Here is a 20,620-nt window from a genome sequence, read left to right on the forward strand (position 1 = left end):
CCTGACGGAGGGAGCAGCGGTGGACGCGTCATCCGGGAGCGGGCGGGAGTTGCTGGCGGCGGCGGGGGTGCTGTTCCCGGACGAGCGGGGGCGGGTGCTGGTGGTGCGGTTGCCGTACGACCGGAAGCATCCGGTGGCGATCCCGGGCGGCGGGTGGGAGCCGCAGGACCGCTCGCCCCGGGAGACCGCGCTGCGCGAGGTGGTGGAGGAACTCGGGTTCACGCCCCGGCTGGGGCCGCTGGCCTGCGTCGACTGGACGCTCGACCACTTCCGGCCGCCGATCGCCGCGTACCTGTACTGGGCGCAGCCGCTCACCGCCGAACAGACCGCCGCGATCCGGCCGGACGCGGCGGAGGTCGGCGGCTGGGCCTGGCTGACCCCCGAACAGGCAGGCCACGCGCTGCCGCCCCTGCTGTCCCGCCGGGTCACGGCCTGCCTGCGGGCGCCACGGTCGGCCGGTCCGCTGGAGCTGGAGGACAGCAGGCCCGTGGGGCACACCCTCGACCACCTGCCGGCGGACGAACCGCCGCCCGCGTACACCGGGCTGGCCGACGCGCCCGCCCTGGGCTCCGCCCCCGGCGGGCCCGGGTACGAGCCGCCGATGGACCGGGCCACCTACATCGCCACCCGCCCGCGGATCCGGGCCAAGGCCCGGGCCCTGTTCACCGACGACGCCGGGCGGGTCCTGCTGGTCCGGCTGCGGCCGTGGGACGGGCCGCGCGGCCGGGTGCCGTACTGGACGCTGCCGGGCGGCGGGATCGAGGCGGACCGGGAACTGCCCCGGGCGGCCGTCCGGCGCGAGATCCGCGAGGAACTCGGCTGGGAGGTCGAACCGGGGCGGCTGCTGGCGCTGGACTGGCAGCCCGGGGCGGCCGCCGATCCGGAGGCCGACCCGGCGACCGGGCGGGACACCGCCGTGCTGGTGTCCGTGTTCGACGGGGGCACGGTGACGGAACGGATGCTCGGTTCGATCGCACTGCCGGACGAGGAGCTGGTGGAGTGGCGGCTCTGCGGCCCCGCCGAGGCACGGGCGCTGCTGACCGGCCCGTCCTGGGACCGGACGGCCGCCGCGCTGGCCGCGCGGGAGCGGGCGGGCGGGCCGGCCGAGCTGGTGCGCGGACGCGCCGCCGGGTAGCGGCGGGCGGGCGGGGCGGATTCAGGAGGGCGAGTCAGGCGGGCCGGTCGGACCGGCCGGTCGGGCGGGGCTGTTGGGCAGGGCGGACAAGGCCGGGTCGGGTGGGTCACACTGGGGCCATGCAGAACGGGATCACGCAGCACGGGATCACGGAGGCGCTGGCCGGCCGCCGGGTGGCGTCGGTCAGCGGCGGCGACCGGCTGGACCTCACCCTCGACGGACCGGTGACCGTCCGGGTGGCGCACGAGTTCCGCCTCGCCGCGCCCTCCTTCACCGCCCCGGCGGAGGTCGAGCACTACTTTCCGGCGCTGACCGTCCGTCCGACCGGCACCCTGCTCGCACTCGTCGGCCGGACCGTCGACACCGCCGAGATCACCCTCGCCGGCGGCCTGGAGCTGGCCTTCGCGGAGGGCGGCGCGCTGTCCGTCCCGCCGCACGCGCAGCTCGCGCCGTGGAGCGTGGAGACCGCCGAGGGGGCGGTGTGCGCGGGGCTGCCGGGCGGCGAGGTCCGGTGGACGGCGCCCGGCGCGGCCTGAGCCGACGCCGGGCCGACGCGTCGTCCGGTCGGACTCTCCGGCCTGTCCGGCCTGTCCGAACTTTTCGAGCTGTCCGCCTGTTCGAGCTGTCCGACCTGTCAGACCTCCAGCTCGGCCTCGATCCTGGTGAGCTGGTGGCGGGCCATCGCCAGGTTGGCCCGCGCCTTGTCCAGCGCCAGGTAGAGGAAGAGGCCCTTGCCGGTGCGGCCGGCGAGCGGCCGGATCAGGTGGTACTGGCTGCTGAGGGTGATCAGGATGTCCTCGATCCCGTCCTGTAGGCCGAGCATGTCCATGGTGCGCATCTTGGCGCGGACCACGTCGGTGTTCCCCGCCGCGGCCACGTTGAGGTCCAGCCCGCCGGGGCCGTCGAGGGTGGCGAGCGCCATGCCGCTGTTGTAGTCCACGAGTGCCGCGCCGATGGCGCCCTCGATGCTGGTCATGGCCTGCTTGAGCGCGCCGGCTGCGTCGGTCATCTGGGTAACTCCCTTTCGATGGTGGGGTGCTGGGGTGATAGGTGCGGTCGGGCCGGGGGCCTGGCCGGTCAGGCCGGTCAGGCCGGGTCGCGGGGGTCCTTCGGCAGGAGGCTGTCGCTGAGCAGCCCGGCGATCCGCTGGGCCGAGCGGCGGGCCTCCAGGTGCAGCCGGCCGACGTTGACGTCCGGGTGCGCCAGCAGGGCCAGCACGCAGCTGCCCCCGGCCGCGTAGGTGGCGACGTAGCCGTGCTCGCCGCGCACCAGCGACTCGCGGAACTCGCCCTGGCCGGTGGTGTCGGCGAGCCGTTGGGCCAGCGACAGCGAGGCCGCCGTCATCGCGGCCAGGCCGGAGGGTTCCGCCCCGTGGGTGTCGTGCGCGACCAACAGGCCGTCCACGCTGGCCACCAGGCCACCCGCGAGGTGCGGGACGCGCTGCTTGACGGCGCGGAGCTCGGCGAGCAGTTCGGTCTCCAAGGCGATCAGTTGTCTCCTTCCGACACGCTGCTTGAGCACCCGCCTCATGGCCGGGACGGCGGGGTCGCGGGTGGAGAGTGGTTCAAAGTCGGGCCTCCAGAAGGGTTCGGACCCGGGTCAGCAGCGCGATGTCCGGGTCGGGGACGGCCAGCGGCGGGTGGGCCGCTGCCGTGGTGGGCGGGCGATCGGAGCGGGTGGGGGCCACGGGGCCGGACGGCGTGGTGCCGGTGAGGGTGGCTCCGGGGACCCGGCGGTGCAGGCCTCCTCCCGGCGGGCGGGCGGGGGCCGGCGCCTCGGCTTCCGCGACGGGCGCCGCGGGCCTCGGCGCCCCAGGTGTCGCGGGTGTCGCGGGTGTCGCGGGTGTCGCGGGTGTCGCGGGTGTCGCGGCGCTCGGCGCCACCGCCGGCGCCACCGCCGGCGCCACCGCCGGTGCGGCGTGCCGCGGGGCGTCGAGCAGCCCGGCGGCGGCCAGGCGGCGGACGTCCGCCGTGACGCCGAAGCCGGACCGGCCGAGCAGGCGCGCCAGGTCCGCCGGGGTTCTTCGGCCGTCGGCGTGCTCCAGCAGTTCGCGCCGGCGGCGGCCGGGCGGGCGGTGCGACGGCCGTGGGACCGGCACCACCGGGCGGACCGGCGCGGTGTCGAGCTGCGGCCAGGGCCAGATGCGTTCCAGCAGCCGGCCCCGGCGCTCGACCTCGCGGCGCAGCCGGCCGGGGTCGACCGTGGCCACCGGGCCCAGCCAGTGCCGGGCATCGGGCTCGAACCGCCAGACGCCGCCGGTCCGGTCGGCGAGGACGAAGAACGCGGCGTCGAAGAGCGTGCCCAGGTGGCCGAGTTCGAGCTCGCCCCGGGTGAGCAGCCGCCGTTCGACCAGTGCCTCACCGACCCGGGCGCGCGGGCCGTGGAGCCGGAGCAGCTCCGCCCACTGCCCGGGGGTGATCCGGCCGCAGCCGGTGAGCAGTTCGGCCAGGCCGGGCGCGCGCGGGGAGTCGGCGTGCGCCACCTGGCCGTCGACCAGGTGCAGGCTGCCGAGCGGGCCGCACAGGGCGCCGGTGGCGCGGCGGGCCGCGAGCAGGCCGAGGGCCTCGCCGGGGGTCTGCGGCGTGGCGGGCGGGCGGACGGCGGCGGGCGCGGCGTTCATCGGGGCCACCACCCGGTGGAGCGCGGGCGGCGGGGGCGGCCCGTCCGGCGTGCTGGCCGAAACCCGATGGCCGCGATGGGCGTCCCGCTCACCCCAGCACCAGTTCCTCGGCGAGCGCCTGGAGGCGGTAGCGGGCGGCGGCGAGGTTGCCCTGGGCGCGGTCGAGCCAGAGGTGGAGGACGAGGCGGCTGTCGAAGACGGTGTCGATGAAGCAGATGAGGTGGTAGCTGCGGCCGGCGGTGACGATGACGTCCTGTAACGGCGACCGCCGGTCCTCCGCCCCGGTGAAGGTCTGGCTCTCAACGGCCGCCCGTACCAAGTCGGTTGTCTCGGCGGCCGCGGTCTCGTGGTCACCGGTCGGGCACTCGCCGAGGCTGCCGAGTGCGAGTCCGCTGCTCCAGTCGACCAGGCTCGCGGAGCGCGCCCCGGAGATCGACATCGCTCCGGCGAGGCATTCGTCGATACCCGGCACACCGGCTCCTTCGAGGGGGTCTGGGCAGCCGGGCGCAGCACGGCACGGCCGGGCCGCCACCAGCAGTGGCGGGCTCGACACGGAAGGCTACTGCCGGATTCCATATGACGAACATTCCAATGGCATATTCACATCAGTAGCGTCCACTTCCGGCCAAGGTGTGACAGGACGTCAGCCACCGCTGCCGGGCGAACCCGCTGGCCCGGGGACGGTCGCGGACCGCAGCCCACCGCCACCCGCCGACCACCTGGCAGGGGAGCTTGGCCGAGAACCGGCCGCACGGCAGGGTTTCGACCGCCGACATGCGATAGGGGCCCGGGCAAACAGGTCTACACCACCGGGTCGCCGCACGCCGACTGCCGCCGGAGCCCCGGGCATGACGAAGGAGCCCCGGACATGACGAAGGGGCCCGTTCCGCTGGACGGAACGAGCCCCTTCGGGTGGAGCGCCAGGCCCGGGTCGCACGGACTCTTCCTACTGAAAGTAGGACGTGCTCTGGTAGCACCGCTGACGCCTGCTCGGGAGTTTGTTTCCCTCCCGACGAGAAGAACATTAGCAGGTCATCACGCCTGTTCAGAAACCGGATGGAGGAACGGGACCGGACCTGACGGAACTGCGGCGACCCGGCCCCGGCAGCGACGGCCCCGGCACGGAGGGCGGTCAGGGCAGCAGCGCCCGGTAACCCGCGATCAGGGCGGTGAGGCCCAGCTCGAAGGCCCGGTCGGCGCGTTCACGGCCGGCGGGGACGGCATCAAGGGCGTCGGCCAGGCGCGGGGTGGCGTCACGGTCGACGGCGTCGACCATGACGTCCGGGGCGACCAGGTCGAGAGCGGAGCCGAGGATGAAACTCTCCAACGCGGTGATCACGCCCATCACGTCCCGCGCGGCGAAGCCCGCACCCTCCAGGGTGGCGACGGCACGCTCGTACAGCTCGTGCATGAACGATTCGGCGAGCGGGGCGGTGGCGAGCAGGCGGACGATGCCGGGGTGTTCGGCGAAGGCGTCCCGGTAGGCGTGCGCCCAGGTGCGCAGCGCCGCGTCCCAGGGCTGGTCCCACATCGACTGCTCGCCGATGGTGCGGACGAGTTCGGCGCGCATCAGGGCGACGATCTCGGCCCGGCCGGCGACGTGGTGGTAGAGCGCGGAGGGGCTGACCTTGAGGGCGCCGGCGAGGCCGGGGATGGTGAGGTCGCCCGACTCGTCGACCAGCCGCAGCGCGGTGTCGACGATGCGCTGCCGGTCCAGCAGGGGTGTGCGCGGCCTGGCCATGCCGGTTCCTCGTCTTTCGGGGAGTTTTTCGGGGAGCCCTTCAGGGAGCCTTCCGGAGAACCCTCAAGATCATCGTTACCCAAGCGTTACTGAATGGCTTTCAATAAAACTCTTCCGCACCCGCCGGTGCCGCGCCTACGGTAACCGAACCCCATTCGGTTTAGGCAGGTCGCCCTCGTCGCCTGCCGCGACCCGGAGAGGACGCTCCCCCATGCGTGCCGACACGATCTTCACCGGCGGCCGGATCCACACCGGAGACCCCGCCCACCCCGCCACCCACGCCCTCGCCGTCACCGCCGGGCGGATCACCGCCCTCGGCGACGCGGCGCTCGCCCTGCGCGACGACCACACCGAGACCGTCGACCTGGCGGGCGGCGCCCTGCTGCCCTCCTTCGGCGACGGCCACCTCCACCCGCTGATCGGTGCCATCGGGCTGCGCGGCGTGCCGGTGCGCGACTGCACCAGCCTGGAGGAGGTCGTCGAGGCCGTCCGCACCTGGGCCGCCCGGCACCCCGAGGCCGAGTGGATCACCGGGGACGCCGTCGACCCGTGGCTCGCCGAGGGCGGCCTGTTCGACGCCCGGCTACTCGACGCCGCCGTCCCCGACCGGCCCGTCCTGCTGCGCACCATGGACCACCACACCGGCTGGGCCAACAGCGAGGCGCTGCGCCGCGCCGGGTACGGGCCGGACACGCCCGACCCCGTGGGCGGCGAGATCGTCCGCCGCCCGGACGGCACCCCGCTCGGCACCCTGCGCGAGTTCGGCGCCCTCAACCCCGTCCTCGCGCTCGTCCCGCCGCTCCCGCTCGCCGAGCAGGTCGCCGCCCTGCGCGAGACCACCGCCGCGCTCGCCGCCGCCGGGCTCACCTGGCTCCAGGACGCCTGGATCGAGCCCGCGCAGGTCGACACCTGGCTCGCCGCCGTCGCCGAGCACGATCTGCCCGTCCGGGCCGGGCTCGCGCTGCTGCTCGAACCGGACGGCTGGCGCGCACGGCTCCCCGCCCTGGCCGCCGACCGGGAGCGGGTCGAGGCCGGCGGGCGCGGCCGGCTCACCGCCCGGGCGGTCAAGTTCTTCGCCGACGGCGTCGTCGAGTCCGGGACGGCCGCCCTGCTGGCGCCCTACAGCGACTGCCCGCACTCCCACGGCGTCGCCAACTGGACCGGCGCCGAACTGGCCGACGCCGTCACCGCCGTCGACGCGCTCGGCTTCCAGCCGCACATCCACGCCATCGGCGACCACGGCGTCCGGATCGCCCTGGACGCCGTCGAGGCCGCCACCCGCCGCAACGGCCTGCGCGCCCGCCGCCCGGTGATCGCCCATGTCCAGCTCGTCGACCCGGCCGACCTGCCCCGCTTCGCCGAACTCGGCGTGATCGCCAACTTCGAACCGCTGTGGGCCCAGACCGACCCGCTGATGACCGAACTCACCCTCCCCCGGCTCGGCCCCGAGCGCGGCGCCCGGCAGTACCAGATCGCCGCCCTGCTGCGCGGTGGCGCCCGGGTCTCCTTCGGCAGCGACTGGCCGGTCACCCGTTACGAGCCGCTGGCCGGTCTCGCCACCGCCGTCACCCGGCAGACCCCGGACGGCCTGCCGGCCGGCGGCTGGCTGCCCGAGGAGCGGATCGGCCTCACCGAGGCACTCGCGGCGTACTCGGCGGGCGTCGCGCACCAGGCCTTCGAGGAGGCGGAGTGGGGCGTGCTGCGCCCCGGGATGAGGGCCGACCTGGTGCACCTGGCGGCCGACCCCTACGCGGTGCCGGCCGCCGAGCTGGCCGCCGTCCCGGTGGCCGGGACCTGGCTCGGCGGCCGCCGCACGCACTGACCCCCCGGGATCCCCCCGTACCCCGCCCGCCGGAACGCCCCCCACGGCGTCCGCTCCCCCGTCGACCGCCCGCACCCGATCGGCGGCCGACCGCTCTACCCTCGTCCGTACGACCCCAGGAGAGCTCCCCATGACCCTGCCCTCCGACGCGGCCTCCCCGACCGCACCCGGCTCCCCCCGTACCGGCCCCGACACCGGCCGCGCCGGACCCAGCGCCGGGCCCGGCACCACCGGGCCCGGCACCGCAGCCGCCGGCTCCACCGGCCCCGCCCGCCTGGAAGGCGGCGTGCTCGGCACCGGCGACATCGTCTTCTTCGTCGTGGCCGCCGCCGCACCGCTGACTGTGATGGCCGGCGTGGCACCGTTCGCGATCGCCTTCGGCGGCATCGGCACGCCCGTCGCCTACCTGGCCACCGGCGTGATCCTGGCGCTCTTCGCGGTCGGCTTCACCACCATGACCGCGCACATCCGCAACGCCGGCGCGTTCTACGCCTACGTCACCCGCGGCCTCGGCCGCCCCGCCGGGCTCGGCGCCGCGCTGCTCGCGGTGCTCTCGTACAACGCCATCCAGATCGGCATGTACGGCGCCTTCGGCTTCTTCGCCCACACCACCGCCGCCGACCTGCTCGGCCTGGACCTGCCTTGGCCGGTCTGGGCGCTGCTCGGCGTCGCGGTGGTCTGGCTCCTCGGCTACCGCTCGATAGACCTCGGCGCCAAGGTGCTCGGCGCGCTGCTGATCGCCGAGACCGGCATCCTGCTCGTGCTCGCCGTGGCGGTGCTGGTGCGCGGCGGCGCGCACGGGCTCGACCTGTCCTCGTTCGCCCCGCACAACGTGTTCTCCGGGGGCATGGGCGGGGTGCTCGGGCTCTCCTTCGCCGCGTTCATCGGCTTCGAGGCCACCGCCATCTACCGTGAGGAGGCCCGCGAACCACGGCGGACGGTGCCGCGCGCCACCTACGCGGCGATCGCCTTCCTCGGCCTCTTCTACACCTTCATCACCTGGATGATCGTGCAGGCCTTCGGCGCCACCGAGGCCGTCGCGACCGCCACCGCCGACCCGGCCGGGATGTTCTTCACCGCGATGACCGACTACGTCGGCGCCTGGGCCACCGACCTCCAGCGGGTGCTGATCGTGACCAGCCTGCTCGCCGCGCTGCTCGCCTTCCACAACACCATCACCCGCTACGGCTACGCCCTCGCCACCGAGCAGGCCGCCCCGGCCGCGCTCGGCCGGGTCCACCCGCGCCACGGCTCCCCGTGGATCGGCGGCATCGCGCAGTCGGTGCTGGCGGCGGTGGCCGTCGTGGTGGCGGCGCTGATCGGGGCCGACCCGTACAACCAGTTCTTCCTCTGGGTGAACTCCCCCGGCGTGGTCGGCATCCTGGTGCTGCAGGCGCTCGCCGGGCTGTCCGTGTACGCCTTCTTCCGCCGCAATCGCGAGGCGGCCGCGAGCGCCGGGGTGTTCCGGACGGTCGTGGCGCCGGTCGCCGCCACCGTGCTGCTGTGCGGGGCGACGGCGCTGGTGGTGTGGCGGCTCGACCTGTTCACCAATGCCGGGCCGGAGGTCAACTGGCCGCTGGTGGCGATCGTGCCGGTGGTGTTCCTGACGGGCGTCGCCATCGCGCTGCGGCTGCGGGCGCGGCGGCCCGAGGTGTACGCCCGGCTCGGGACGTCGGAGGTCGACGCGGGCTGAGCGGGCGGCGGCGCCGCAGGGCCGGCCCACCGCCTCAGGCCTGGCCGGCCGCCGCACACCCGGCCGGCGGCCTCAGGCCTGGCCGACCGCCTCGGCGAGCAGCCGGTAGGAGTCGAGGAGGGCGGCGCGGTCGTAGGTGCTGGTGGTGACCAGGAACTCGTCCGCGCCGCTGCGCGCCACCAGGGCGGCGAGTTCGGCGGCGGCCCGCTCCGGGGTGCCCGCGATGTGGCCCTTCAGCGACTGCTCGTAGGCGGCCTGCTCGCGCGGGCTCATCGGCCGGGCCAGGATCTCGGCGGCGGGCGCCAGCGGCGGGAACTCGCCGTGGGTGCGGGAGTACGCGCCGGACCACGCCTCCGGGACGAGCAGCTCCCGGGCCCGGTCGGCGCTCTCGGCGACCGCGACCGTGCCCGAGACCACCACGTACGGCTCGGCGGCCTGCGCCGAGGGGCGGAACCGGCTGCGGTAGCGGTCGATCGCCGCGAGCATCCGCTCCTCCCCCCGGGCGGCGGCGATGACCAGCGGCAGCCCGGCGTCGGCGGCCAGGTCGGCGCCCGCGCCGGTGGCCAGGACGAAGGCCGGTACCCGCAGGCCCTCGGCCGGGCGGGCGTGGACGCCGGGGTGGGCCCGCTGCGAGCCGTCGAAGTAGCCGAGCAGTTCGGCCAGCTGGGCGCCGAAGTCGTCCGCGGAGTCCTTCTCCCGGCCCAGCGCCCGCCGCACGCCGTCGGTGAACCCGACCGAACGGCCGAGCCCCATGTCGATCCGGCCGGGGAAGAGCGAGGCGAGCACCCCGAACTGCTCGGCCACCACCATGGGCTGGTGGTTGGGCAACATCACCCCGCCCGTGCCGACCCGGATCCGGGTGGTGGCCGCCGCCACCGCCGCGGCGAGCACCGTCGGCGCCGATCCCGCGACCCCGGGCACGCCGTGGTGCTCGGAGACCCAGAAGCGGTGGTACCCGAGCCGCTCGGCCTCGCGGGCGAAGGCCACCGTGTCCCGCAGCGCCTGCGCCGGCTCCTCGCCCCGTCTGGTCCGGGAGCGGTCGAGGACGGAGAGCCTGGTCATGGGCGCAGCGCTGGTCACGCGGTGGACAACGCCCGCCGCCGAGCCGGGCATTCCCCCACCGCCACGCCCCGGATACGGAGGGGCCCCGGCGCCGCGGACGGGCCCGGTCAGTCCGTGACGGCGAAGCCCTGTGCCGTGCCCAGCCGGTGCAGCGAGTCCTGCCCCGGGATCCCGTCCGCGGCGGCGTCGGTGTACCCGCACCGGCGCTGCCACCCGGCGTAGGCGGTGACCGTCAGGCTGCCGAACGAGCCGTCCACCCAGCGCTGTTCGAGCAGCCCCTCGTCCGCCAGGGCCTGCTCGACGATCGCCACCTCGGCGCCGTACGTCCGGTGCCCCTGTTCGGCGCCGGGGTCGGTGCGGGCCGCCGCCACGACGTGCGCGAGCGACACCGTCCGGGGCCCGGGCAGGTAGCCGAGCAGCCGCCGCAGCGAGCTCTCCCCCGGCACGCCGTCCGCCGCCTGGCCGGAGTAGCCCAGGCTCTGCTGGTAGTCCGCGTAGTTCTCGGTGTCCGCGTCGGTCCAGTTCGGCCCGGGGCCGGAGCAGTAGTGGGCGCCGAAGCCCTGGGCGACGAGCCCCCGGCCGACCACGGTGACCTGGTAGCCCTGGGCTCCGTAGCCGTACGGGAGGCCGTTGATGGTGGTCTGGTACCGGGCCGGGGTCGGGTCAGCCGGGGGCACCGGGGGGTGCTGCGAGGGCGCGGGGATCGGGGTGCCGGGGCCGGCCGTGAAGTCGGGCCAGGAGCCGGGGTCGGTGTGGTCGTTGAACGGGACGTGGGCGTGTGCGTACCAGCCGCCGCCGGCCTCCCACACCTGCTCGTCGCGGTGGCTGGTGAAGTCGACCGGCCGGCCCATCGGCCAGACGTCGGGCACGCCCCAGGAGGCGATCCAGGCGTGGATCCGGTCCCAGCCCGCGCACGGGGTGTCGACCAGCCGCGCGTACACGGTGCCCTGGTAGTTGCAGTAGGGGAAGAACACCGCCTCGATCTGGATCACCACGCGCCCGGCCCGGTTGGTGCGGGTCGGGCTCGTCGTCGGGCTGAGCAGGCTCTTCGAGCGGGAGTCGGCCGGGAACAGCTGGGCGATCCGGCCGCTGAACGGGTCCCAGATGAGGTGTGGCGCGTCGCCGGCGCCGCTGCCGGTGAAGTAGCTCACCAGGTCCTCGTAGGTGCACCAGTCCTGCGGCGCGGCGGCGGTCGCGTTGCGGTCCCAGGTGATGTGGGCGATGGCCTTCGGGGGGTACTGCTGGTCGGTCGGCGCGTGGTCGCCGAGGTCGTGGATCTCGGCACCGGGCAGCCACAGGTCGGACATGCGGTCTCCTCCAGGCGGCGAACGGACGTCGTTGCGGGTATCGGCAGGTTCGCCCTCCGGATTGACCCCAACGGCGCAATACACGGCAATGAACCACCCATGCTCGCGCGCCCGTTCGGATCTGTAACGGGAATTCGTCCTCGCGTACGGACCCGGGGGCCCGAACCGCGTGCCACCGGACCCGCGCTCCGCCCTGCCCGGAAGGAAGCCCGAGAGGCTCCGGAAAGCCGTCGGGCGGGGGCGCATTCCACCCCGCCGCAGCCGCTCTGTCAATCGTTGACTTCGGAACTGGTCTAGTCCACGGTGGTGCGCGAAAAGCACTCATACCGTCATCACCGCCACGATTCTGACGAACCGACGGAGATTCCACCGTTATGCAACGAGTCTGCCTCGCCCTGCCCACCATGCGATCCTGCCCCGACACCATCGTGGAACTCGCCGAGGAAGCGGCCTACGCCGTCGCGAACTTCGACGTCGAGGTGCACCTCCTCATCCTCGACACCACCGACGCCGTCCAGTTCGCGAAGAACGCGGGCGCCGTGGCCGCCCTGGAGCCCACCCCCGGCGTGGTCGTCCACCACCTCGGCAACGCGCAGCAGCGGGAGTTCCTGCGCCGGGTCGCCGAGCGCTCCGGCGCCGCCGACCCCGGACTGCTGCTCGACATGATGCTCCCGCCGGCCGTCGCGTACGGTTCCTGCGTCAACCGGCTCTTCCTGGGCGCGGCCGCCCTGGGCTGCACCTCGGCGCACCTGCGCAACGACGACGCCGACTTCCAGGTCGTCGACGGTCGGAAGATCTTCCCGATCCACCACGAGCTGCTCTCGATCGGCCGACCGGCCGGCGAGGCGGCGGCCGGCGTGACCCGCTCCGAGCTCGACCCGGCCGACGCCGACAAGCCGGTGATGCTGGTCAGCGGCTCCTTCATCGGCGAGCTCAACGTGGACATCAGCGAGATCCACGAGTTGGACCCGGACATCTACCGCGACGTGGTGCGCCTGTGGACCCCGCCGGTGTGGCCGGAGGAGGACCGGGACGCGATGGTGGACGTCTCCTTCAAGGGCGCCGGCTCCGAGCCGTTCACCACCGACGAATCCGTCCTCGGCGTGCCCGACATCTGGGACGTCTACATGTGCAACATCGCCCTGGACCACCGGGCCTACGAGGTGCTGCCGCTGCTGCCCTCGGTCAAGACCATCGGCAGCGACTACGCCCTGCTGCACGCCATGGTCCACTCCCGGCTGCCCGGCGTCGTCCACAACCGCCACATCGTCAACTACTACACGCCCGAGCGGCGCATCGGCGACGGCTTCATCTCCTACCAGATGCGGTTCGTCAAGTTCCTGCTCTCGATGCTGTACCTGTACCCGGTCTACGGCGGCATGATCGACCTCGGCCGCGACCTGCTGGACGAGCGGCACGGGCTGAAGATCGAGCCGATCCTCGGCCTGGTGCGGGGCAGCGTCGACTGGGACCGAGCCGGGAACGAGCACTGCCTGGACGTCCTGGACCGCTCCTACCGCAAGCTGGGCGGCAAGTACGCCGAGCTCGCCGACGCGGTGGCCGAGCAGCGCCAGCAGCTCCTGGACGAGGCGCAGGAGGACGCCGAGCGCTGGGCGGTGCTGATGGGAGCCTGGGCGGCGCTGGTGGCCGCCTCCCGCGCGGAAGGGCTCGGCACCGCCTCGGAGGTCGCGGCCGGGTGAGCGAGGACCTCCGGATCCGGCTCCTGGCCGACGGCGACTGGGACGCCGTGGTCGCACTGGAGCACGACGCCTACGCGGCCGACGGCCTGTCGGAGGGCCGGGAGGCGCTGCAGTCCCGTGCCCTCGCCTCGCCGCGGACCTGCTTCGTGCTGGAGCAGGACGGCACCGTCCGCGGCTACCTGCTGAGCCTGCCGTACCCGCCGCTGCGCTGCCCGAGCCTCGACCGGCCGGAGGAGGCGGTGTTCGCGTCGGACAACCTGCACGTGCACGACCTGGTGATCGCCGAGGACCTGCGCGGCCGGGAGGTCGCGCTGGGGTTCATCCGGCACTTCCGGGAGCAGGCGTCCGAGCAGGGCTTCGAGCGGATCTCCATGGTCGCGGTCCGCGGCACCGACATCCTGCTGCGGCTGCTCGGCTACCGCGCACACCGCGAGGTGACGGTGCCGGCCTGCTACGGCAAGCGCGCCGTCTACATGTCGATGCCGGTGGCGGCCGGCTGACCTTCACTCGTCCACTCGTCCGCTCGTCCACTCGTCCGGAGTAGTCCGGGCTGCGGCACTCACCCCGTCGAGTGATGCTGCTGACGGCTGCGCCCAGCCGCCAGCAGCATCACCACCGACCGAGGGAGAGCGCATGAAGGCCGCCGTCGTCCACGACTTCACCGCGCCGCTGGTCATCGAGGACCGCCCAGTCCCCGAGCCCGCGGCGCACCAGGTCCGGGTCAGGATCGAGGCGTCCGGCCTCTGCCACACCGACATCCACGCCGCCCACGGCGACTGGCCGGTCAAGCCGAACCCGCCGTTCGTACCCGGCCACGAGGGCGTGGGGATCGTCGAGGCGGTCGGCGGGGAGGTGCGCAACGTCCGGGTCGGCGAACGGGTCGCCATCCCCTGGCTGGCCGACGCCTGCGGGCGCTGCGACCAGTGCGTCTCCGGCTGGGAGACGCTCTGCCTCCAGCAGCACAACAGCGGCTACTCGGTGGACGGCGCCTACGCCGAGTACACGCTGGCGCACGGCGACTACGTGGTGCCCGTCCCCGACGGCCTCGACCCGCTCGACGCCGCGCCGCTGTCCTGCGCGGGCGTCACCACCTACAAGGCGCTCAAGGTCTCCTGCGCCCGCCCGGGCACCCGGGTCCTGGTCTCCGGCATCGGCGGGCTCGGCCACCTGGCGCTCCAGTACGCGCGGATCTTCGGCGCCGAGACCATCGCGGTCGACGTCACCGACGACAAGCTCGCCCTGGCCCGCGAACTCGGCGCCGACCACGTCCTCGACGCCCGCACCCAGGACGTCGCGGCCGAGGTCCAGGCGCTCGGCGGCGCCCACGCGGCCATCGCCCTCGCCGTCAGCAACGCCTCCTTCCAGGCCGCTTACGGGGCCCTGCGGCGCGGCGGCACGCTCGTGCTGGTGGCACTCCCGGCCGGCGGGAAGCTCGAACTGCCGGTGTTCGAGACCGTGTTGAACGGCACCAGGGTGATCGGCTCGATCGTCGGCACCCGCCAGGACCTCGCCGAGGTCTTCCGCCTGCACGCCCTCGGCCGCACCCGCGTCATTCTTGAGCCCCGCCGCCTGGAGGAGGTGAACGCCTGCTTCGACGAGGTGCTGGGCGGCAAGGTCTCCGCCCGCCTGGTCTTCGACCTGCGCTGAGCGGCCTGCGCTGAGCACGGCCCCGGCCGAGCAGGTGCGCCTGGCATCCGTCCGCCCCCCTTGTCAGGACACAACTCGCGGCCGATCCGCCCCCTCGGCCGGCCCGTTCGGGTACCAGTGGCCCCCCGGGTCACGCCCGCCCCAGGTCCGTCCGGGCCCGGTTGCAGTTCCGTCTCCGTTCCGTCCGGTGGGGGGCGCGGCGCCGTCCGGTCCGGGATCGTGGGGGCAACGACTCGTGGGGCGGGGGGAGTTGCCATGGGGGACGGCCAGGAGTTGGTGCCCGTGGTGGTGGGCGTGCTGATACGGGCGGCCGAGGGGGTGGCGGGCGGCCCGGGGCGGGCGGTCGCGGATCTGGTGCGGGCGCGGCTGCGGGCCACGCCGGAGGGCGCCCGGGCCGTGGACGCGGTCGACGCGAGCCCGGGGGACGCCCGGGCGCGGGCCGGGCTGACCGCCGCCGTCGGCGAACTGCTCACCTCGGACCCGGCGTTCGCCCGGTACCTGGCCACCACCGAACTCGGCCGGCCCGCCGACCCGCCGACCGTCCACCTCCGGGTCGATCCGGCCGTCGCCGGGGCCCAGGCCCGGGCCGCCCGGATCGGCGCCGCCCCCGTCCTCGTCACGCTGGCGCTGATCGTGGTCGCCGCCCTGGTCGCCGTCGGGATCAACCTGGGCTCGCGCCCGCTGCTGCGGCCGGGCGGGCCCGACCTGGCCCACGCCGGGCGGACGCTGCGCGACCCCGCCCAGGTGCAGGGCGTACTGCCCGATCTGCGGGCCATGCCGGGCGGCTGGCAGGTGGAGAGCGGCCCGCAGTCCGGGGCGGGCCCGGGCGAGGACGTGCCCTGCCTGCTCCCGGATGCCTGTGACCAGCAACTCGCGTACGCCACCGTGACGTTCCGCGCCGTGACCACGCACAGCGCACAGTTCACCGTGGTCACCTTCGCCTCCGCCGACGCCGCCGGCCGGGCCTTCGAGGCGATGCTCGCCCACGTCGGCGGCGCCGACGCGGCCGCCGCCGCCCCCCTCCCCTCGATCGGCGACCAGCGGGCCGCCCGGACGCACGGCGCGGAGGGGGCGGAGGCCCTGGTGCGGGTCGGCACCACGCTGCTGTACGTCCGCGATTCGGGCCCGGGCGCCGACGCCGCCACTCCGGTGCTGGCTCTGTTCGCCCGCCTGCTGGCCGAACGCGCCCAGCAGGCCGAGGACGGCCGCGAGCCCGACGCCGCCGCCCAGGGGGCCACCGCCTGACCCTGCCGCACCCCCGCCTGCCGCAGCCCCTACCCAACCCGCCGCACCCCGACCGCACCGGTCGCCGGGTGCGGCTGCCGTTGCGCCGGGACACGGGTGGGGCCACCGGTGAGGCCGCGCGGCGCCCGCTCCCCCGAATGCATGTATCGCTCTCTTGACTGGCGTCACCAACACGCCATACTGGCCTCACTCCCCGCTCGCACGATGAGGTGCCCGCCCATGGAGCTATCCCCCTCCGCGCACGTGGACACGTTCTGCCGCGACCATCTCCCGCCCTTCGACCAGTGGCCCGAACTCCTCTTCGACATACCGGAGTTGGCCTATCCGGACCGGTTGAACTGCGCCCAGGCGCTGCTCGACGCAACGATCACCCGGTACGGCCCCGACCGCCGCTGCCTGCTCACCCCGACCGGCCAGTGGACCTACGGCGAACTGCGCGACCACGCCGACCGGGTGGCCCGGCTGCTGACCGAGGACCTCGGCCTGGCCACCGGCAACCGGGTGCTGCTCCGCGGCCCCAACACCCCCTGGCTGGTGGCCTGCTGGCTCGGCGTCCTGAAGGCCGGCGGCGTGGCCGTCAGCACCATGCCGCTGCTGCGGGCCGCCGAACTGACCGGACTGCACCGGATCGCCCGGCCCGCCATCGCCCTGTGCGACCACCGCTACCTGGACGACCTCGCCCGCGCCGAGACACCCGGCCTGCGGGTGCTCCCCTTCGGCGGGCCCGGCCCCCACGACCTCACCGCCCGCTGCGCCGCCAAGAGCGGCGGCTTCACCGCCGTCCCGACCGCCGCCGACGACGTCGCGCTGATCGCCTTCACCTCCGGAACCACCGGACGGCCCAAGGCCACCCTGCACTTCCACCGCGACGTGCTCGCCAACGCCGACACCTTCTCCCGCCACCTCCTGCGCCCCACCCCCGACGACCTGTTCGCCGGCACCCCGCCGCTCGCCTTCACCTTCGGGCTCGGCGGCCTGGTGGTCTTCCCGCTACGCGCCGGCGCCGCCAGCCTGCTGCTGGAGCAGGCCACCCCCGAGCAGCTCGCCGAGCAGGTCCACCGGCACCGGGTCGGCGTGCTGTTCACCGCTCCGACCGCCTACCGGGCGATCCTGGCCGCCGGGCTCGCCGACCGCCTGTCCGGCGTACGGCGCTGCATCTCGGCCGGCGAGCACCTGCCCGCCGCCCTCTGGGAGGCCTTCCACGCGGCCACCGGGCAGCGGCTGATCGACGGCCTCGGCGCCACCGAGCTGCTGCACGTGTTCATCTCCGCCGCCGACGGCGACATCCGCCCCGGCGCGACCGGCCGCCCCGTCCCCGGATACCGGGCCACCGTCCTCGACGAGCAGGGCCGGCCGGTGCCGGACGGCGTGCCCGGCCTGCTCGCCGTCAAGGGCCCCACCGGCTGCCGCTACCTGGACGACGAACGCCAGCGCGACTACGTCCGCAACGGCTGGAACCTCACCGGCGACACCTACCTCCGCGACCGGGACGGCTACTTCTGGTACCAGGCACGCAACGACGACATGATCGTCTCGGCCGGCTACAACATCGCCGGCCCCGAGGTCGAGCAGGCCCTCGCCGCCCACCCCGACGTCGCCGACTGCGCGGTGGTCGGGGCGCCGGACGAACGGCGTGGCACGGTGGTGAAGGCCTACGTGGTGCTGCGCGAGGGCGCGCCCACCGGGCCGGAACAGGTGCGGAGCCTCCAGGAGCACGTCAAACGGACCATCGCGCCGTACAAGTACCCGCGCGCGGTCGAGTTCGTCACCCGGCTGCCGCGCACCGCCACCGGCAAGCTGCACCGCGCCGAACTGCGCCGGCGGGCCGCGACCGCCCCGGCCAGCGTGGCGATCGAGCGCCGGGTCGAGTGGTCCGACACCGACGCGGCCGGGCACTACCACTTCTCGGCCGTCCAGCGCTGGGCCGAGGCCGCGGAGGCGGCGCTGCTGCGCCGGCTGGGCCTGGCCGAGCTGTTCGGGCGGATCCCCCGGGTGCACTTCGAGGCCGACTACCGCGAGCGGCTCTGGTTCGGCGACCTGGTCCGCACCGAGCTGCGGGTGGTCCGGGTCGGCGGCTCCTCGCTGCACTACGCCTTCGAGGTGCACGGCCCGCAGGGCCTGGCCGCGTCCGGGCGGATGTCGGTGGTGCACGCCGCGCCGAACGCCAAGGGCGCCGAGCCCTGGCCCGCGCCGGTGCGCCGCGCGCTGGCCGAGGCCGGACCGCAACAGCCGGAGGTGGTGCGGTGACCACCGCGGACCGCACCACCATCCCAGCCGCCGCCCGCACCAGCGCGGCCCGCCGCATCGCGGTGATCGGCGCCGGTCCGGGCGGGCTCTACTTCGCCGCGCTCGCCAAGCGGTTGGCACCGCACCGGGAGATCACCGTGTTCGAACGCGACGGCCGACAGGACGAGTTCGGCTTCGGCGTGGTGTTCTCCGACGAGACCCTGGACGGCATCGCCCAGGCCGACCCGGAGGTCTTCGCCGCGATCGGCGCCGAGTTCGCCCGCTGGAACGACATCGACGTGCGCTACGCGGGCGAGGTCCGCACCTGCGGCGGGCACGGCTTCGCGGCACTCGACCGCAACCGGCTGCGCGCGATCCTGCAACGGCGCTGCGAGCAGCTCGCGGTGGACGTGCGCTACCGCACCCCCGCCCCTCCGGTCGACCGGCTCGCCGCCGAGTACGACCTGGTGGTCGCCGCCGACGGCATCCACTCGGGCACCCGCGCGGCCCACGCCGACACCTTCCGGCCCGACCTGGACGAGCGGCACTGCCGCTACATCTGGCTCGCCACCGACAAGGTCTTCGAGGCCTTCACCTTCATCGTCGAGCGGTTCGACTTCGGCACCCTCCAGGTGCACGCCTACCCCTACAGCGCGACCCGCTCCACCTTCATCGTGGAGATCGCCGAAGACGCCTGGCGGCGGGCCGGGTTCGACACCCTCGCCGCCCGGGAGCCGGCCCGCGGCGAGAGCGACGAGGCGAGCGTGCGGCGCTGCGCCGAGCTGCTCGCCGGACACCTGGACGGCCACCGGCTGATCCCGAACGCCTCCCGCTGGATCCGCTTCACCACCGTGCGCAACGCCCGCTGGCGCCACCGCAACGTGGTGCTGCTCGGCGACGCGGCGCACTCCGCACACTTCTCGATCGGCTCGGGCACCAAGCTCGCCCTGGAGGACGCCCTCGCGCTCGCCGCGAGCCTGCACGAACAACCGGTACTGGAGCAGGCGTTGGCCGCCTACGAGGCGGAGCGGCGCCCGGTGGTGGAGTCCACCCAGCGGGCCGCGCAGGCGAGCCTGGAGTGGTTCGAGACGGTGGAGCGGCGCGCCGGGCAGGGCGCCGACCGGTTCGCGTTCAACCTGCTCACCCGCAGCCGCCGGGTCACCTACGGCAACCTGCGGGCCCGCGACCCCGGGTTCGTCGACGCGGTGGACGCCGCCGCCGGCGGCCCGCCCGGTGTGCCGCCGATGTTCCGGCCGCTGAAGCTCGGCGCCCTGGAGCTGCGCAACCGCGTCGTGGTGCCCCCGCTCGCCACCTTCACCTCCACCGACACCCTGCCCAGCGGCTTCGACCGGGCCCAGCTGACCGCGCACGCGCTCGGCGGCGCCGGGCTGGTCCTCGCCGGGATGGCCGCCGTCAGCCCCGGGGGCCGGGCCACCGACCGCTGCCCGGGGCTGTGGAACGACCGCCAGGAGACGGCCTGGTGTGAACTCGTCGACGCCGTCCGCGCGGTGAGCGACACCCCGGTCGGCCTCCAGCTGACCCACGCCGGCCGCCGGGGCGCCACCGCCGCACCCGGCCCGGACGGGATCGGGCGCCCGCTCGCCGACGGCTGGCCGCTGCTCGCCGCCTCCCCGCTCCCCTGGGGCCCGGACAGCCCTGCCCCGCACGCGGCCACCGCCGCCCAACTGGCCACCGTGGTCGAGGACTTCGCCGAGGCGGCGGAACGCGCGGCGCGGGCCGGCTTCGACGCGCTGGAGCTGCAGTTCGGCCACGGGCACCTGCTCTCCGGTTTCCTCTCACCGCTGACCAACCGCCGCGCCGACCGCTACGGCGGCCGGCTCGCACACCGGCTGCGGCTGCCGCTGGAGGTGCTGGCGGCCGTCCGCGCGCTCTGGCCGGCCGGGCGGCCACTGCTGGTGCGGATCTCGGCCTGCGACTGGGCGCCCGGCGGCACCACCGCACCGGAGGCCGTCACGATCGGCCGCGCGCTGGCCGACGGCGGGGCGGACGCGGTGGACGTGTCCACCGGCGAGGTGGTCGCCCACCAGCGGCCGCCGTACGGACGCGGCTACCAGACCCCGTTCGCCGAACTGATCCGCGCCGCCACCGGCCTGCCGACCATCGCGGTCGGCGCGATCTCCGGGCACGACGACGCCAACTCCGTGCTGCTGGCCGGGCGGGCCGACCTGGTCGCGATCGGGCGGGCCCAGCTGTACGACCCGCTCTGGACGCTGCACGCCGCCGCCGAGCAGGGCTACACCGGGCCGGGCGCGCACTGGCCCGACCCCTGGTCGGCGGGCAGCCGCAGACCGCCGGGCCCGAACGCCGACCGGGTCGCACCGCGCCTGCACCTGCTGGCCGAGCCCGCCGCGCCGGTGCACCGCCGCTGGCCGCCGCCCACCCCCGAACCGCGCTGAGCAGC

The 20,620-nt window shown here is 75.0% G+C and carries 16 protein-coding genes and 2 pseudogenes; 11 read left to right on the forward strand and 7 right to left on the reverse strand.

Annotation, left to right across the window (positions count from 1 at the left end):
• Nucleotides 1–19 precede the first annotated feature (19 nt).
• Nucleotides 20–1,135, forward strand: a complete 1,116-nt coding sequence (locus tag AB0R04_RS14160) for an NUDIX hydrolase (protein ID WP_363370964.1) — start codon at nt 20–22, stop codon at nt 1,133–1,135.
• Between the two features lie 119 nt (nt 1,136–1,254).
• Nucleotides 1,255–1,671 (forward strand): DUF6188 family protein, encoded by a 417-nt coding sequence (locus AB0R04_RS14165; protein ID WP_063350273.1) that lies wholly within the window; start codon nt 1,255–1,257, stop codon nt 1,669–1,671.
• A gap of 98 nt (nt 1,672–1,769) precedes the next feature.
• On the opposite strand, the gene AB0R04_RS14170 is transcribed toward AB0R04_RS14165, so the two are convergent.
• The 5 genes from AB0R04_RS14170 to AB0R04_RS14190 form a co-directional block, all read right to left on the reverse strand.
• On the reverse strand, nt 1,770–2,144 hold the full coding sequence (locus tag AB0R04_RS14170; protein ID WP_350879111.1) for a hypothetical protein: 375 nt from the start codon (nt 2,142–2,144) through the stop codon (nt 1,770–1,772).
• Nucleotides 2,145–2,221: 77 nt separating this feature from the next.
• Nucleotides 2,222–2,665 (reverse strand): roadblock/LC7 domain-containing protein, encoded by a 444-nt coding sequence (locus AB0R04_RS14175; RefSeq protein WP_363370967.1) that lies wholly within the window; start codon nt 2,663–2,665, stop codon nt 2,222–2,224.
• Between the two features lie 34 nt (nt 2,666–2,699).
• Nucleotides 2,700–3,755, reverse strand: a complete 1,056-nt coding sequence (locus AB0R04_RS14180) for a hypothetical protein (protein ID WP_363370971.1) — start codon at nt 3,753–3,755, stop codon at nt 2,700–2,702.
• Nucleotides 3,756–3,843: 88 nt separating this feature from the next.
• On the reverse strand, nt 3,844–4,227 hold the full coding sequence (locus tag AB0R04_RS14185) for a hypothetical protein (protein ID WP_063350270.1): 384 nt from the start codon (nt 4,225–4,227) through the stop codon (nt 3,844–3,846).
• A 660-nt stretch (nt 4,228–4,887) separates the two neighbouring features.
• Nucleotides 4,888–5,496, reverse strand: coding sequence for a TetR/AcrR family transcriptional regulator C-terminal domain-containing protein (locus AB0R04_RS14190; protein ID WP_363370975.1), 609 nt, complete (start codon nt 5,494–5,496; stop codon nt 4,888–4,890).
• A gap of 211 nt (nt 5,497–5,707) precedes the next feature.
• Between AB0R04_RS14190 and AB0R04_RS14195 the strand changes: the two genes are divergently transcribed.
• Together AB0R04_RS14195 and AB0R04_RS14200 are read left to right on the forward strand one after the other, a co-directional pair.
• Nucleotides 5,708–7,318, forward strand: coding sequence for an amidohydrolase (locus AB0R04_RS14195; RefSeq protein WP_363370977.1), 1,611 nt, complete (start codon nt 5,708–5,710; stop codon nt 7,316–7,318).
• 130 nt (nt 7,319–7,448) lie between these two features.
• Nucleotides 7,449–9,011 (forward strand): APC family permease, encoded by a 1,563-nt coding sequence (locus tag AB0R04_RS14200; RefSeq protein ID WP_363370979.1) that lies wholly within the window; start codon nt 7,449–7,451, stop codon nt 9,009–9,011.
• Between the two features lie 72 nt (nt 9,012–9,083).
• On the opposite strand, the gene AB0R04_RS14205 is transcribed toward AB0R04_RS14200, so the two are convergent.
• Complete coding sequence (locus AB0R04_RS14205; protein ID WP_363370980.1) at nt 9,084–10,073, reverse strand: MsnO8 family LLM class oxidoreductase; 990 nt, start codon at nt 10,071–10,073, stop codon at nt 9,084–9,086.
• A gap of 107 nt (nt 10,074–10,180) precedes the next feature.
• Nucleotides 10,181–11,380: a peptidoglycan-binding protein gene (locus AB0R04_RS14210; protein WP_363370982.1), complete on the reverse strand. Its 1,200-nt coding sequence runs from the start codon at nt 11,378–11,380 to the stop codon at nt 10,181–10,183.
• A 374-nt stretch (nt 11,381–11,754) separates the two neighbouring features.
• On the opposite strand from AB0R04_RS14210, the gene AB0R04_RS14215 reads away from it, so the two are divergent.
• The 7 genes and pseudogenes from AB0R04_RS14215 to AB0R04_RS14245 all read left to right on the forward strand — a co-directional run bounded on the left by AB0R04_RS14215 (nt 11,755) and on the right by AB0R04_RS14245 (nt 20,615).
• Nucleotides 11,755–13,080, forward strand: coding sequence for a DUF6271 family protein (locus AB0R04_RS14215; protein WP_363370985.1), 1,326 nt, complete (start codon nt 11,755–11,757; stop codon nt 13,078–13,080).
• Nucleotides 13,077–13,580: a GNAT family N-acetyltransferase gene (locus AB0R04_RS14220; protein ID WP_363370988.1), complete on the forward strand. Its 504-nt coding sequence runs from the start codon at nt 13,077–13,079 to the stop codon at nt 13,578–13,580. The genes AB0R04_RS14215 and AB0R04_RS14220 overlap by 4 nt, the downstream gene beginning before the upstream one ends.
• A gap of 133 nt (nt 13,581–13,713) precedes the next feature.
• On the forward strand, nt 13,714–14,727 hold the full coding sequence (gene adhP, locus AB0R04_RS14225; protein WP_363370991.1) for an alcohol dehydrogenase AdhP: 1,014 nt from the start codon (nt 13,714–13,716) through the stop codon (nt 14,725–14,727).
• 255 nt (nt 14,728–14,982) lie between these two features.
• Nucleotides 14,983–15,972 (forward strand): hypothetical protein, encoded by a 990-nt coding sequence (locus tag AB0R04_RS14230; protein ID WP_363370992.1) that lies wholly within the window; start codon nt 14,983–14,985, stop codon nt 15,970–15,972.
• A 219-nt stretch (nt 15,973–16,191) separates the two neighbouring features.
• Nucleotides 16,192–17,799: pseudogene (locus tag AB0R04_RS14235) on the forward strand (AMP-binding protein); the annotation flags it as partial.
• Between the two features lie 48 nt (nt 17,800–17,847).
• Nucleotides 17,848–18,219, forward strand: a pseudogene (locus AB0R04_RS14240) (thioesterase family protein); the annotation flags it as partial.
• The gene (locus AB0R04_RS14245; protein WP_363370994.1) at nt 18,216–20,615 is read left to right on the forward strand and encodes an FAD-dependent monooxygenase; all 2,400 of its coding nucleotides are present in this window, start codon (nt 18,216–18,218) and stop codon (nt 20,613–20,615) included. The pseudogene AB0R04_RS14240 and the gene AB0R04_RS14245, both read left to right, overlap by 4 nt.
• Nucleotides 20,616–20,620: the final 5 nt, after the last annotated feature.

The organism is Kitasatospora sp. NPDC056731 (assembly GCF_040687675.1).
Taxonomy (GTDB): domain Bacteria; phylum Actinomycetota; class Actinomycetes; order Streptomycetales; family Streptomycetaceae; genus Kitasatospora.